Source organism: Burkholderia sp. Ac-20345 (assembly GCF_017104825.1).
GTDB classification, from domain to species: Bacteria; Pseudomonadota; Gammaproteobacteria; order Burkholderiales; family Burkholderiaceae; genus Burkholderia; species Burkholderia lata_B.
Genome location: NZ_JAAGPO010000004.1, coordinates 71,591 through 85,414 on the forward strand (window position 1 = coordinate 71,591; position 13,824 = coordinate 85,414).

Below are 13,824 nucleotides of genomic sequence, written 5' to 3' on the forward strand. Positions count from 1 at the left end.
TGCGGTTAGTCAACCAGAAAGGATCCATATGAGCACGATCAACGAAGAAGCGCACGTCGGCAACGGTACCGCGGACGTGGCCCCTGACCACGCGACCGGATACGGACCGGCTGGTGATGGTGGCCTCGCAGTGACGGGCAGCCCGGCAGTGAGCGACGCCCGGCAGACGACGGACGGTGCGGACGACGGTGAGGTCGAGCGGGAACTCGATGAGATGGCGCGATCGGCCGGCGTACTGCAGCGCGAAGGGCTGATCAGCGCCGCCGAGGCGGAGCAGAAGCTGGAGGAAGTGGCGCGCACCCGGACGCTGTTCCGCGATCTGCCGCCCGAACATCGCGTTCGCATCATCCAGCGGCGGCGCGAGATTGGCCGCGAACTGATGAACAAGCAGTTGTCCGGCGCTGCTGTCGTGACCGCGCGGGTTACGATGAAGCACACGCGCCTGAAGCCGCTGTTCGAGCAGTGGTGGCCGTACCTGAACCGGATGACGATCAACATGCAACGCTTTGGTCGCTCGACCTATAGCGCGAACGAACAGGGGCTCGTCAGCACGTGGTTTGAGAAGCAACTCGACCAGCTCGAAGCCTACGTGAACGAGCAGCTTGATGTCGCGCAGGGGTTCCGGGAAAAGACCGAAGCCGAAATGCGCGAGCGCGGCGAGACTGTATTCGAGCCGACGGTGACGAAACCCTCGCTCGACATCGAGGTCGAGGCGTACTCGCGGTTCTCGATGCGCCTGCTGGCCGTGATCCTGAAGTTCGACCAGGTGATGGACCATTTCGACTTCCTCGTCTGGAACGGGATTCGTGACCAGTCGGACGTTGACGACGAAACCGCGCGTTTCCTGCGCAAATTCCACCCGGTCGGCCTGCGTGGGTACACCACCCACCTGAAGCTGATGAATACGGTTCGCGGTAACTGATCGGGACATCTGGTGCCATGCTCGACGAGCTGAATCCCCAACAGCGCGAGGTGGCACTTCTGCGCCGCCATTGCCTCGCGATCGCGTGCCCGGGCGCGGGCAAGACCAAGATGAGCGCGGCGAAGGCCGCATGGCTACTGCAGGATCCGACGGCCGTGGTCGGTGCAGTCACCTTCAGCAAGGACGCGGCCGTCGAGCTGCGCGAGCGCATCCTCGCGCTGGCGCCGCCCGACGCGAAACGCCGGTTGATCGCCGGGACCTTTCACTCGCTCGCATTCAAGCAGCTTCAACGCCCCGGGCGCGGTCGGCCAGACATTGCGTCGGAAGGGGACCGCCTCGGGATGCTTGGGCGGGTTCTCGCCGAGCTCGGCTACGACTGGAAAGTCGAAGAGGCCGTACCGATCGTGGAGCGTATCAAGACGAACTTCGGCCGAGCAGATGAAGGGTCGGCCGAGGCGACCCTCTATGCTGCCTATCAGGAGGCGCTCGAGCGCAACGGCAAGATCGATTTCCAGGACATGTTGCGCCTTGCCGTCGAAGGGATGCAGAGCGAGGATATCAAGCCCTACCGGCTGACGGATCTGCTGGTCGACGAGTTCCAGGATACCGACCCGTTGCAGTTCCGGTGGGTTGAGCTGCACGCGCGCGCCGGCACGCACGTGACGGTAGTCGGCGACGATGACCAGAGCATCTACGGGTTCCGGGCCGCGCTCGGCTTTCGCGGAATGGAGACCTTCGCCAGCACGTTCCAGGCCCAGCGCGTTGTGCTCGGCAGCAACTATCGCTGTCATGCGGAGATCCTTACGGCGGCCGATCGGGTGATCCAGAACAACGTCGACCGGATGCCGAAAGTCCTCCATGCTGCGCGTGGCGCGGGCGGCGCGGTCGCGGCTCGGCGGTTCGACGACGAGTACGGTGACGCGGTGGCCGCCGTTGAGGCGCTCCAGCCGAAGCTTACTGCGGGCGCGACATGCGCAATTCTCGCGCGCACGAACCGGATCCTCGACCCGATCGAGTCCGTGTGCCGATCGCACGGCGTGCCGTACTACCGTGCATCCGGTGGCTCGGTGCTCAACAAGCCGCAGGCGGCGCTGATGTGCAATCTCCTGCAGGTCGTCGAAGGGCACAAGCAGAACGGGATCGACGCCGTCCTCGGTTACATGGGCATGAGCTCCTACGACCTCGGCGCGCTGCACAAGCGCATGGGCGCGGCCTTCGTTCAGATGCAAAAGCAGGATCTGGTTGGTCTTGGGCTGCGCGACGAAACGGCGACCGCATACCGGGCCTTCATGAAGCGGCTCGGCGAGTGGCAGGCGCTTTGCCAGCGCTCGTTCCATTCACTCGCGCTCGAGGGCGTCTACGAGTGGATGATGACCTATGCCAAGGGCGACGTCGCGATTCGGGCGATCCAGTGTACGTACGACGTGATCGGCCGGCTAAACGGCTCGTTCACCGAGCGCATCGAGTTCCTGAAACGGGACAACAACAAGCCGGGCGACGGCGTGCTGGTACTCACCACGATGCACAGCTCGAAGGGCCTCGAGTACGACCACGTCTGGATCAGCCGATCGGAGGAGGGCGTGGTGCCGGACGACAAGAGCCCTGAGTCGGAAGAACGGCGTCTTTTCTACGTCGCGATGACGCGTGCTCGCGACAGCCTGACCATCTCGTCGATCAAGAAGAACGCCGTGTCGCGGTTTGTGATCGAATCCGGGATCGAGCCAAATTCGGCCGTATGATGCGGCCGAATTTGGGCAGGGTGCAGTACCGTCAGTCTCCCTTGTTTACCCATGCGAAGGCGCACGCCAGGGCACCAGCGAATGCAATGACGGCCCCGGTATAGAAAACGCCGGGAGGCAGCAGGATCGATGAAACGTGCGAATCATCATTGCTGATCATGAGCCCGATGAGTCCGAGACCCAGGGCGGAGGCCAATAGTAGGAGTGCGACGGGAAGCGATGGTTTCATTTCGAATCCCTCTCGACCGTCAACGTCAAGGCGTAATGCCCGTCCGGGAAGGAAACGGTAATCGCGCCCTGTTCGGGCAGTTCCACCGACAAGGTGGTGAGGGGGAGCCCGCCGGTTACCGGGGACATGGAGGTGCAAGGACCGTGGTCAGCAGAATTGACGGTTCGTACCTCGGTGTCTTCAGCCTGAACTTCCAGGTGGATCGTTCCCCGCGACGTTCGCTGTGGCTTCAGGAACAGCGCGCGTCCGATGGGCAACTGCTTGGCCTGGTATCTCGGAGTGTTGCCGTCGAGCGTGCACGTCGAGTAGGGGAACTGCTGCTGGGTCGTTGCTGCGAAAGGTATGAGCGCTCCGGTGGGGGCGACGAAGCGATGCGTGCCGCGAACGAGGATCTGTCCTTCCTTCGACCAGTTGATATCGACAACAGGAGGGGTGTTGCTGCCGGCGTTTGCAACAGCTGCGGTCAGCAATACTGCGATCGTTACGAGCGTCTTTTTCAAGAGGTTTTCCTCGAGCAGTGGCGTTGTGAAATATCTCGGCCGAAGCCTTACGGTGTCGTGCTTGTGCTTGTGCCGTTCGTTCGGGGCTTTTCCTGGCGAAGCATCCACACGTCAATAGCTAAACACCCGATGGCCAGTGGAACCGTGTTGATCAGGAGGTAGGTAATGAGCGCTATCGGAGCCTGAAGTAGCCCGATGTTCGCAACGTCTTCGTTGCCCGAGGCAATGAAGTACGCAACGAAATGGACAACGCTCCAGATCGCATCTGTAGTGATATTTCCGGGCGATCCCCACAACGGTGCCACGCCGCTGAACGCGAGACTGGCGGATGCAGCCAACGAGGAGATCGTGATCGCCAGCGGTACGCATTGCTGGACAATCATGCCGAGGCTTCTTCGCGTATTTTGTTTCATGACGTCGTGAGTGCCCCGGCGTTGGTGTTGTCGGTGAGCGGCGCGCTGGTCGTTGGCGCTTCAATGACCAGCTCTCGCGGGACGCGCTTGAGCTGACCGTTGAGCGCGGCTTGCGGGCCGAGCCGGATCGTGCCGCAATACATCACGTTCCCGTTCACGCGGCCGTTGATCTCGAGCGTATCGCGTGCGTGGACGTCACCTTCCACGACGCCGTCGATTCGTACGAGCTCACCCTGCACTTGCCCCTTCACGATGCCGCCGGCTCCGACATGTAGCAGGCCGGCGGTTGAGATGATGTCGCCGTTGGCAATGGCAAAGACGCTCAAGCCGTGGTCGAGAATCATCGTGCCCTCGACGACCAGGCCGGCAGCCAGGATCGTCACGTTGATTGGTTGCGTTTTCATGGTGATCTCTCAAAACAGGGAGACGTCGCCGACCTTGGCAGGCGTCGCGGGTTTCGGGGCCTGTTCGACCTTTGCCGGGTCGGCATGCGTTGCCGGCGCGGGTGCCTCGGCGCTTGCCACGTCCTGGCGCTGACGAGCGGCAGCGCGGTGAATGTGGTGCGGTGGGGCCTTCGGCTGCGCGGCTGACTGGACAGCCGGCGCGGCTCCTGCGGTTGATACTGCGGCCGAGGACGCAGGCGAGGCCGGAGTCGGCGCGCTCGCAGCGGGTTGCTGGCCCGCAGTCGTCGCTGCAGCTGTGCGAGAAGCGCGAACTGGCGATGCAGCGGCCTTTTCCAGATCGGACGGCGCTGCGTGCGTTGATGGTTTCGGAGGGGCCGGCGTGCCGGGCGGCTCAGACGCCACCAGCGCTTCTGCGTTGACATGGGGTAGGCTGGCCGCGGTACGCTCGGCTGATTCGGCAAAGTCTGCGCCCGTAAGGGGGCGCTTCAACCCGGACGGTGCGGAGGCAGCGGTGGCATGTGTCGGTGCCGCAGCCGTGCTCTGCGTCGAGGTGGGCTCAACGAGCGCCGCAGCTTGCGGCGTATGCAGGACGTGCCAAAGCTTTGCGGCACACATGCCCGTGACACCGGCGCCCAACGCCAATGCGACGGCGATCGCGGTCGGCCGGCCGTACCGGCGACACGCTGACGTGAGTCGTGCGGCCACACGATCGCGCGTCGATTCTTGGCTGACCGGTGCGGGGAGCGCACGCACGTGGCAGTTGATGTCGATGACGACTGGTTGCGACGAGTATCGGGCGTGCAGCGCCTGAATCTCACGAATGTCCACGTTTTACTCCGTAGGTGACGTGTTGTTGGCGACGATCGGCTCGGTCGAGGCAGCACTGTCTCGACCGGGTGCGGCGTGATCTACAGACGTCGTCCGACCGTTTGCGTGTGCGTCGACCAATTCGCGTGCCAGTAGATCGCGCTCGTCTCGCAACCGGGCGAGCTCCACGCCCAAACTGGCAATCCAATCGGCCGCGTCCATCCCTTCGGGACAACCGGCGTCGGCGGCCGCGTCGAGCATGCGTTCGTTCGCTTGATTGCAACGTCCGACATACTCCAGAAGCCGATCACCGGCGCGTTCGAGCAACTGCTCGTCAAACCCCGTTAATAGCGCGGCGTGCTCGTTGGCATTACGGGCGTAGGGATGTGATTGCGTCGCCGTGGACGGCATCCAGTACGCGAGTGCGCGTTGGAGTTCGCGGATACGCGTGTCCCGGTCGTCGGCGGGCCCGGGAGCGGACGGGTCCGGCACGTTGAAATCCGGGTCGAGAAACGATGCCCCCTCCTCGGGGTGATCTTCAATCCACGCATAGACACCGGCGCCCCGGTGCCCGACCGAGCTCAATGACAGCACGACGGTGCCCTCGAGGCCGCCATAGCAGTTGAGCAACTGGCGGGCCTGAGCCAGGTTCAGCGGGATCGATGTCCGGCGGTTGATATTGGACGTCGGTTGATCAGCGGGTGCTGGGTGACTCACGAGATGGGTCTCCGGAGAAGGTGATCGGTACGTCGCGACACGGCGTGTGCGCGACAGGCTCAAGACGAGCTTATGCGCCGGATGACAAAGTCAAGATCCGGCCCGGCAATGTGGCAGAAGCGGTTGCGTCAGTCGCGAGCGGTGCCGTCAGCGTCGTACCGGTCGTTATCCGGAATGCACACGGTTCTGACGTGCAGGATGCGACCTTCGGCATTCTTGAGAATGTTGGCGCGCTCTTGCGGCGTGATTTTGTCGGCGAGCTGCGCTTCCATCGTCGCGGTGAACAGACGATCGTACTGAGTCAGGCATCGGACCAGCAGGCCAGCCAGTGGGCGTGTGACCTTCAGTTCGATCTGCTCACTCGGAAACGTCAGCGAGCGTGCGTTGTGCTTCTCGACCCAAGCAGTGGCCTTGCGCATCCAGTCGGCCGTTTCGCGTAGTACCATTTCGATCGCGCGGACCTTGCCGCCGCGCGCAACGGCGATCTTGGCCGCGCAGAAGTTGTAGTCGCTACGGATGAATGTGCGGGCAAAGACCGAGCTGTAGTGCAGGATCGTGACGGCATCGGAGTCCGGCACGATCTTGTCGATGCGGCTGTCGCTCGTCAGGCGCTGGATGGGCTTCAATCCAGTCGACGTGGCGAGGCGCACCGCTGGCTCGGCGGTGGGTGTGGTGGTTTGCGTGGGCGTGTCGGATTGCCCGCGCCCTTCGTGCGGTGGTTCGAGAACGGCAGACATGATTTTTTCGGGTGGTCTCTCTCATTGACGATTCTGAGCGAGCTGCCCGTCGTGCGTACCGGCAAAAGCGTGGCTGATTTCGTGAGCTTTTCGGGGATTGCGGGCCGCGATATTCGCGATACTGACTCTACTTCTCGCGTCACTGACGCATCGACCTTGACTTCGCTGGCCGAAGTCCATCTTTTGTACAAGCCGTGCCAATGGGCATGCTCCGACTGGTTGGCAACCAGTGTGGAATTCCTTTCTGATGAGCGCCTCGCCCGCGCTCCCCATTTCAGTCATGAAACTCGTTGCTGGCCGCATTCATTTGCGCCGCGACGTCGTTCGAACCCGGACAACGGGTGTCTCTCTCCAGGCCTCTGTCTGGGTAGAACGACTGTAGTCGACTGAGCCGTGAACCTGCGTCGGAATGGCACTTCCGAAAATGGGCTGTAGCGCAGCGTGACCATGCTGTGCGAGGACGACCTAACGTCCTCTCTATGAGCCGTCCGGCTCCCTGAGCACCACGTCCCCGGAAGGGACGTGGTGCTTGGGTCATTTATCCGAATCCACGAAGCGCGTTCCTCTGCCGAGGAGCGCGCTTTTTTTTTCGTCCTTTTCTTCTGTCTCGGAGGTACGTGTGCTTCCCAATCGTCTCGATTCCCGGATTGCCGACGTGATCAGTCAAACGATCGCCGAGGAAAGGTCGGCCACCGACACGACGTCACCCACCTGGCGGGCGCGTTGCGAGGTGGCGCAAGTCGCGATGTTCACCGACTCCGACCGCCGGATTTTTCTGTCCAGTATCGCCCAGCGTCGCGGAGACGCGGCCGCTAACGCGCTCGAGCAATCGGCGGACGCGTTGCGCACACAGGCGATCTTCAAACTTGCGAGGAAACCCTCATGAATGCAGTTGTCAGTATGGTCGGCGGCCCCGTGCGGAGCGTCGTTGAAGAGCGGGCAATGCGCCCGCCGGTGATCGGGAAGATCCGACCGGGCATCAAGGTGCTGACGTCGAGCGCACGTAGCAACCTGGACGCGGTCGCGCTGTATGAATCGATGGTCGCCGCCGGTGACTCGTTCGAGACGATCGGCAAGGCGATCGAGTCACGCTGCCGAATCAGGCACGCGTTGGCGCCGCGCAATACCGATTACTTCACCTGCCGCCGCTCGGACTTCAACAACCCGGACGTCGCTGACGAGATCCTCCGGCTCTACGGTGAGGATCGCGGGCAGGGCGTCAGGCTCTACCGCTTCCCGGTGTTGTTCGCCTTCAACGACTGGATGCAGAACATCCCCAACGAGATGGCGGCGTGGGGCGCGAGCAGTCGCAAGTACTTCTCGCAGTATGGGCTCGATGGCCTTCGGTACTGCAAGACGTACGCGAAGGTCGAGCGTGATCCGCGCGCGCAACGCGCGGTTCGCCACTTCGGCGGCCGCGACGTGATCTTCCGTCAGGATGACTCGATTCCCGATGGCATTTGCAATCCCGAGCAATGCCCACAGTACCAGAGTCGGCAGTGCAACCTCGGCGCGCACTTCATCTTCGCCATTCCGGACATCAAGGGTCTGGGCCTGATCGAGCTTCCGACGAACTCGATCTACGTGCTGCAGAAAGCCTATGCGGCGATGCAGACGGTCCAGCTGGCCCGCGGCAAGCTGACGGGTACCCGGTTCTGGATCTCGAAGCGCGAATTCGACATCACGCGGATCAACGACGCGGGCGAAGCGGTGCGTCAACCGCAGATGCTCACCGTGCTCGATGCGGATATCGACATTGGCGCTCTGCTTGACGGTGCGGAGGAGGCGCCGTTGGCGATCGAATCCGCAGGGCAGGCAGCACTGCCAGATGCTGGCGGCACCGTGGTTCAGCTTCACCCGGCAGAAGGCGAAAGCGCCGCTGGGCGCACTGACCAGGTGGAAGCCGGTGACGGCCCGCCCGAGTCGATGGAAGAGGCGCGTCATCGCATGCAGGACCTGCTGCAGCGTCTTCGCTTCGTTGACGACGAGCAACGCCAGGCGTTTCGCATCTACGGTCACTTCCGATTCGGTCGTGGCTGGATCGAGCGACCCGCGGACGTCGACAAGATGATCGAGCGGCTGACGACAGCGCTCGAGGATCCGGATTCACTTCAACGTGAAATCGGTTCGGCAGTCGAATCGTTCCGCAATACGTAACTGACACCCCTTTCGCCGGCCCTTCGGGGTCGGTGCCTTTTTCCTCGACGACGCGAACCGGAGAGTTCTTCAGCAAAGCAATTTGCTCAAGTGCTTTCGACCGCGTGTCTCACGCATCGAAATCGTCCGCGCAAGCGGCCATCTCTTGAATCATCCCCTGGAGGATCCTATGCGCCGGATCGGCAATATCACGGCGTTCTTCGGCGCCGCCGATGTGTTCAGCAATTGGCACCCGTGCAGCTTCACCTATCACGAAGTGACATTCAACTGTGTCGAGCAGTTCGTGATGTACGCCAAGGCGTTGCTGTTCGATGACCATGCGACAGCTGCAGAAATCCTTGCGTCGAGGTCGCCACGCGAGCAGAAGCGGCTTGGCCGATCGGTTCGCGGCTTCGATGAGGCCGGTTGGCTGCATGTGCGCGAATCGATCATGTTCGTTGGCTGTCGCGAGAAGTTTCGGCAGAACGAGGCCTTCGCCGCCGCACTGCGCGAGACTGGGTCGACGATCCTGGTTGAGGCCAGCCCGTTCGACCGCGTCTGGGGCATCGGGCTTGCCGAGCGTGACCGCCGTATCGCCGATCCGTCTGCCTGGCAGGGATTGAACCTGCTCGGCAACGCGCTCATGCGTGTGCGGGACGTGCTGTCGAAGTCGTAATTTCTCTTCATGCGTCGCGTGGTGGCGCGAATCTATCTCTGGCTGCCCTTGGGCGGCCGTTTCTTTTTCTGGAGGCGTCGATGAAGATCGCGCATTTTTCTGACCTGCACTACTCGCCTGGGAACCTCGACGAGGCCGATCGCTGTTTCACGTACGCGGTTGAGGAAGCCATTGCGGGCCGAGCCGACGTGGCCGTGATAAGCGGCGATTCGACCGACCATCGGCTCGATGCGCACTCGCCTGCGCTTCACGCGCTCGCGACGCAAGTTCACCGGCTCGCGCAGGCAATGCCGGTGATCATGTTGCAGGGCACGTTCTCTCACGAGCCGCCCGGCACGCTCAAAAACTTCTCCTTAATGGGCGCACGGTTCCCGGTTGTCGTAGTCGACCGAGTCTGCCAACTCGCTTTCTACAGGGATGGCGAGGCCTGGGCGTCGAGTGGACCGGTGTTCAACGAAGGCGAGATGCTCGACCACAAGGGGCTCAATCCGCAGGCGGTGTTCACCTGCCTTCCGACGGTCAATAAGGCGGATCTCGTGCTGAGTGTTGGCGCGGTGGCGGCATCCACCGATTTGGCTGATGTTCTCGGCACCTATCTCACCGCGGCCGGCCGGAATAACGTTCGGCTGCGGGCCATGGGGGTACCGACGATTGGAATATCGCACGGGACGGTGAACGGTTGCGAAACCGAGCACGGAGTCACGATGGCAGGGTTCGATCACGAGTTCAGCCTCGGCGTGCTGTTTGCGGCGGAATGCTCGGCGTTCATGCTCGGACATATCCATAAGCATCAGACGTGGGAGCGCGAGGGGCGCTTGGTGGGTTATCCGGGCTCAATCGGGCGATTCCACTACGGCGAGCTCGGCGACAAAGGCTATCTGTCATGGGAGGTCTCGGCATCCGGTGCCCAGGCGGTGCTGATGCCGACACCGTCTCGTGAAATGATTTCGGTCGCCTTCGACGGGCCGCCTGACATGAACGAGCTGGCAGCACTCGCAACGGCATCTGCCGGGAAGTTCGTACGCATCCGCTGGCAGATCGACGAAGAGCATAAGCAGCTGGTCGACCGCAAGGCGATCGGAGCGATGTTCTCGACGGCCGCCGGGGTGAAGCTGGAGCCGCGCGTGCTTCCTGTCATGCGCAGCCGGGCGGAAGGGATCAGCACTGCGCCGACGGTCGACGCAAAGTTGGCCAAGTGGTGCGAGTTGGCCGACGTCGATGCTGTCCCGCTGGTTGATCGGCTGCAGCTGCTCGAGACCGGTGAAGCTGACGCGATCGCGAAATCGATCTTGGAACGTTTGGCCGGTGCCGGCGAGCCTGCCAGTGATCAGTCCGGCCCGGCCGTTACCGCATCCGTTCTGTCGCTGGCCACATCGGCCGCTGCCCCCTCCGATGTGCCACCGAGCGCTGGTGAGCCGTCCTGGCTCTCTGACGATCTGTTTGCGGCGTAATGCCGCCCACTGACGGTCCGCCGTCATTTCGAACACAGCCGTGTTCCGATAGCCCGCGTGGCTATCGAAACGAGGTTCACCCCGCGCCTGTTGGCGCATCGACGGCAGCAGCGCTGCATCCATTTTCTTTCTACCCTGACGGGGCGTGTTCCCCGTCAGGGGCGCACTCCGTCTTAAATCCGGAGTGTGCTCATGTTTGGTTTCTATCCTGCTGGTGCCCGTTGGGCCCAGACCTTTACCGCGTCCACCGACGCCAAATCGCTGCAGAAGCGTCTCGTCGACCACGGCGGATGCACGGCCGCACTTTTCCACCAACCGTTCGGCGTCCAGCGTGGCGCCGTTATCGCGCAACGCGATGGCCTGTTCGTGCTGACCCATGTGATCGAAGCCGACGAGGCCGAGATCGTGGTCACGCCGGGCGTCGAACTGCAGAACCTGCTCTGGTCGTTCGACTCGGGGTACTCGGGGCAGTGGTCCGGCCGCGAGCTGAAGATTCTCACGGGTTGTCCCGACTGGGACTCGATGCTCAAGCAGACGTCGGACGCGTTCCGCCGCCTCTGTGGAACGGTGCAGGCCGCCGTCGAGGGCACATTGGGCAAGCCGGCTTCCCGGCCTGAGCCGACGCTCCCTGTCGATGACGACGAGATCCCGTTTTTCCTGCCGGATGACTATCTGCAGCCCATCTCGCTCGCGGAGATCCAGTCATGCGACCACTGAGACTGTTACTCGAAGGGTTCACTGGCGTCCAGGACGGGATGAAGCGCGACAGCGTTGAACTCGACCTGGAGTCGTTGCCCAACGGGTTGATCGCATTGACGGGGCCGAATGGCGCCGGCAAGACGACGATCATGGACAACCTGCACCCGTACCGGATCATGCCGTCACGCGCGTCGAAGCTCTCGGTCGATGCGTTCTCGTACTGGGATCACATCTGCGGGGCGCAGGCGCGCAAGGAATTCGAGTGGGAGCACGATGCTTTGCGCTATCGGTCGACCTTCGCGTTCCGCAAGCCTGGCAAGACCGGCAAGGCGGACTACTTCCTGTTCTATCGCTCGACGGATGGCGAGTGGCGGCCCGTGTCGTTGCCGGACGGCACCGTGTCGGACGGCAAGGGTGAAACCTACGATCGATGCGTTGACGCGATCTGCGGTTCCCTCGAATCGTTCTTCACGAGCGTGTTCTCTGCGCAGAACCGTCGACCTCTTGCGTCCTACGGCGCGACCGAGATCAAGGGGCTGCTCGCGGAGCTGCTGAAGATCGATCACCTCCGCGCGCTGTCGACGAAGGCTGTTGATGTCGCGAAAGTGCTCGCTCGGCAACTCGGTGTGGTGCAACAGGAGCTCACCGCATTCTCGGGAAAGCGTCAGCGTGTTGACGAGACGCGCCAGGCTGTCGCGACCGCGGCGGCTGATATCACTGCTGCCCGCGAAAAGCGTACGGCCGCGCAATCGGAGATCGCCACGTTGACGCAGCAGCACGCCGTGCTCGTTGCCAAGCAGGGTGAGAACTCGGGGACGGCGGCGCGCTTGGGTGAACTCGGTGTACGTCGCAATGAGCTGCAGGTGTCGCTTCAGACGTTGGAGCGAGACAAGCAGGCCGACGACAAGCGCTTCACGCAACGTGGGGCGGCGCTTCGCGAGGCGATTGCAGGGCACGCAGCTGTTGTCCGGCAGACCGAGCAGATCCGTGGTGCCGCGGCCGCGCGAGACGAAGCTCAGCTTCGCATCGGGAAGGCCGAGGCACAGGTCGAACCGTTGCAGCGTGCTATCGAGCAGCTTGATGCGAAGCGATTGCGGGCGGCGACGGTCGAGTCGACGCTCTCCGGGTTGCAATCGGAGGGCACCACGAAAGCCGACCTGATCCGAACCCTGACCGAGCAATCGTCGGTGATCGGGTCGGTGCCGTGTGCAGGGATGGAAATCCACGCAACGTGCCCATTGCTCGCGCAAGCGAGGAGCGCGGCGCAACAAGTGAACGTCCAGACCGTGTCGCTGAAGGATCTGCGAACGCGCTATCGACAACATCAGACGGAGTTGAAGGAACTCACGCCATCCGTCGACGCGCTGTCGGTTAAGCGAGCCGAGTTGCAGCAGGTGAACGCGGAGCTCAAGGACGCGCGTCAGGCCCTTCAACGTGCAACCGATCTTGCTGCTCGAAAGCCCTTGCTCGACGCGGCGGAAGCCGGGCTGACGAAGGCTCATGAAGAACTGGAATCGCTCGACGTTGAGCGGGACGAGGCCGCGAAGCGTCGGGAGACGGAATCGTCGCGCCTCAATGGCATTTTGCGCGAGGTTGAAGCGGAGGTGTCGCGCCTGGCAGCGGTCGATGTGACGCAAGCAATTGCGGAGGTCGATCGGCAGTTGGTCACCCGTCGTGACGCTTGCACTGGCCTGGACGCCCGGATCGAAGCTTTGATCCGGAGTCAGGTCGCCAGCGAAACGACGCTTGCGGCGCTCGAGCGCGAGTTGGAGGGCTTCTCGGCGACGCAAGCACTTGCTGAGCGTATCTCGGACGAGATCGCAAAGTGGAAGCTGCTCGCGAAAGGGCTCGGTAACGACGGCGTAATCGCTTTGACGATCGACGACGCTGGTCCGGCACTGACGCAGACGGTGAATGACCTACTGCTGGCGTGCTATGGCACGCGCTTTACGGTCGAGATCCAGACGCAGCGCACGTTGGCCAATGGCGAGACGCGCGAGGGGTTTGAAATCCTCGTCCACGACGCCGAAAGCGACAGCTGCAAGGCAGTCGGCGTGATGTCCGGTGGTCAGAAGGTCTGGATCAACGAATGCCTGACTCGTGGTGTCGCGCTGTATATCGCGGGCAACGCGGGACAACCGTATGAGTCGCTGTTCAGCGACGAGTCGGATGGCCCGCTCGATCCCGATCGCAAGGTGCAGTTCATGCGCATGAAACGCGAGGTTCTGCGTCAGGGCGGGTATGCGCGGGAGTTCTTTATTTCGCAAACGCCGGACCTGATTGCCGAGGCGGATGCGGTCATTGACGTGGCCGCACTCGCGAGGTAGTGCAGCACACATTTTTTAACCCTGGCGGGGAACGTTCCCCGCAGGGGCGTTCCTCGCCTTTTTTATT

General features: G+C 62.6%; 13 protein-coding genes. 8 read left to right on the forward strand and 5 right to left on the reverse strand.

Annotated elements, in window-relative coordinates; translation table 11 throughout:
• The first annotated feature begins 28 nt into the window (after window positions 1–28).
• The gene (locus G3O06_RS03455; RefSeq protein ID WP_205815001.1) at window positions 29–922 is read left to right on the forward strand and encodes an ATPase; all 894 of its coding nucleotides are present in this window, start codon (window positions 29–31) and stop codon (window positions 920–922) included.
• Window positions 923–939: 17 nt separating this feature from the next.
• Window positions 940–2,661, forward strand: a complete 1,722-nt coding sequence (locus G3O06_RS03460) for an ATP-dependent helicase (RefSeq protein WP_205815002.1) — start codon at window positions 940–942, stop codon at window positions 2,659–2,661.
• 225 nt (window positions 2,662–2,886) lie between these two features.
• On the opposite strand, the gene G3O06_RS03465 is transcribed toward G3O06_RS03460, so the two are convergent.
• The 5 genes from G3O06_RS03465 to G3O06_RS03485 form a co-directional block, all read right to left on the reverse strand.
• Window positions 2,887–3,390: a hypothetical protein gene (locus G3O06_RS03465; RefSeq protein ID WP_205815003.1), complete on the reverse strand. Its 504-nt coding sequence runs from the start codon at window positions 3,388–3,390 to the stop codon at window positions 2,887–2,889.
• A gap of 47 nt (window positions 3,391–3,437) precedes the next feature.
• On the reverse strand, window positions 3,438–3,773 hold the full coding sequence (locus tag G3O06_RS03470) for a hypothetical protein (RefSeq protein ID WP_205815004.1): 336 nt from the start codon (window positions 3,771–3,773) through the stop codon (window positions 3,438–3,440).
• Between the two features lie 26 nt (window positions 3,774–3,799).
• A complete protein-coding gene (locus tag G3O06_RS03475) occupies window positions 3,800–4,207 on the reverse strand; it encodes a polymer-forming cytoskeletal protein (protein ID WP_205815005.1) in 408 nt (135 codons plus the stop codon).
• An 831-nt stretch (window positions 4,208–5,038) separates the two neighbouring features.
• The gene (locus G3O06_RS03480; RefSeq protein ID WP_205815006.1) at window positions 5,039–5,731 is read right to left on the reverse strand and encodes a hypothetical protein; all 693 of its coding nucleotides are present in this window, start codon (window positions 5,729–5,731) and stop codon (window positions 5,039–5,041) included.
• Between the two features lie 128 nt (window positions 5,732–5,859).
• Window positions 5,860–6,468: an AcaB family transcriptional regulator gene (locus tag G3O06_RS03485; protein WP_205815007.1), complete on the reverse strand. Its 609-nt coding sequence runs from the start codon at window positions 6,466–6,468 to the stop codon at window positions 5,860–5,862.
• A gap of 619 nt (window positions 6,469–7,087) precedes the next feature.
• Between G3O06_RS03485 and G3O06_RS03490 the strand changes: the two genes are divergently transcribed.
• The 6 genes from G3O06_RS03490 to G3O06_RS03515 all read left to right on the forward strand — a co-directional run bounded on the left by G3O06_RS03490 (window position 7,088) and on the right by G3O06_RS03515 (window position 13,757).
• A complete protein-coding gene (locus G3O06_RS03490) occupies window positions 7,088–7,354 on the forward strand; it encodes a hypothetical protein (protein WP_205815008.1) in 267 nt (88 codons plus the stop codon).
• Entirely contained in the window at window positions 7,351–8,625 is a 1,275-nt protein-coding gene (locus tag G3O06_RS03495; RefSeq protein WP_205815009.1) for a hypothetical protein, read from the forward strand. The genes G3O06_RS03490 and G3O06_RS03495 overlap by 4 nt, the downstream gene beginning before the upstream one ends.
• 169 nt (window positions 8,626–8,794) lie before the next feature.
• Window positions 8,795–9,280, forward strand: coding sequence for an NADAR family protein (locus G3O06_RS03500; protein ID WP_205815010.1), 486 nt, complete (start codon window positions 8,795–8,797; stop codon window positions 9,278–9,280).
• Between the two features lie 80 nt (window positions 9,281–9,360).
• Window positions 9,361–10,731 carry a metallophosphoesterase gene (locus G3O06_RS03505; RefSeq protein WP_205815011.1) on the forward strand — a complete coding sequence of 457 codons (1,371 nt, stop codon included), beginning with the start codon at window positions 9,361–9,363 and terminating at the stop codon, window positions 10,729–10,731.
• Window positions 10,732–10,923: 192 nt separating this feature from the next.
• Complete coding sequence (locus G3O06_RS03510; RefSeq protein ID WP_205815012.1) at window positions 10,924–11,448, forward strand: hypothetical protein; 525 nt, start codon at window positions 10,924–10,926, stop codon at window positions 11,446–11,448.
• Window positions 11,436–13,757, forward strand: coding sequence for an SMC family ATPase (locus G3O06_RS03515; RefSeq protein ID WP_205815013.1), 2,322 nt, complete (start codon window positions 11,436–11,438; stop codon window positions 13,755–13,757). The genes G3O06_RS03510 and G3O06_RS03515 overlap by 13 nt, the downstream gene beginning before the upstream one ends.
• Window positions 13,758–13,824 lie beyond the last annotated feature (67 nt).

Bases quoted from the DNA above. Each gene is read 5' to 3' on its own strand.
- G3O06_RS03470 (WP_205815004.1), bottom strand. From the start codon at position 3,773: ATGATTGTCCAGCAATGCGTACCGCTGGCGATCACGATCTCCTCGTTG.
- G3O06_RS03455 (WP_205815001.1), top strand. From the start codon at position 29: ATGAGCACGATCAACGAAGAAGCGCACGTCGGCAACGGTACCGCGGAC.
- G3O06_RS03495 (WP_205815009.1), top strand. From the start codon at position 7,351: ATGAATGCAGTTGTCAGTATGGTCGGCGGCCCCGTGCGGAGCGTCGTT.
- G3O06_RS03460 (WP_205815002.1), top strand. From the start codon at position 940: ATGCTCGACGAGCTGAATCCCCAACAGCGCGAGGTGGCACTTCTGCGC.
- G3O06_RS03485 (WP_205815007.1), bottom strand. From the start codon at position 6,468: ATGTCTGCCGTTCTCGAACCACCGCACGAAGGGCGCGGGCAATCCGAC.
- G3O06_RS03505 (WP_205815011.1), top strand. From the start codon at position 9,361: ATGAAGATCGCGCATTTTTCTGACCTGCACTACTCGCCTGGGAACCTC.
- G3O06_RS03515 (WP_205815013.1), top strand. From the start codon at position 11,436: ATGCGACCACTGAGACTGTTACTCGAAGGGTTCACTGGCGTCCAGGAC.
- G3O06_RS03475 (WP_205815005.1), bottom strand. From the start codon at position 4,207: ATGAAAACGCAACCAATCAACGTGACGATCCTGGCTGCCGGCCTGGTC.
- G3O06_RS03500 (WP_205815010.1), top strand. From the start codon at position 8,795: ATGCGCCGGATCGGCAATATCACGGCGTTCTTCGGCGCCGCCGATGTG.
- G3O06_RS03510 (WP_205815012.1), top strand. From the start codon at position 10,924: ATGTTTGGTTTCTATCCTGCTGGTGCCCGTTGGGCCCAGACCTTTACC.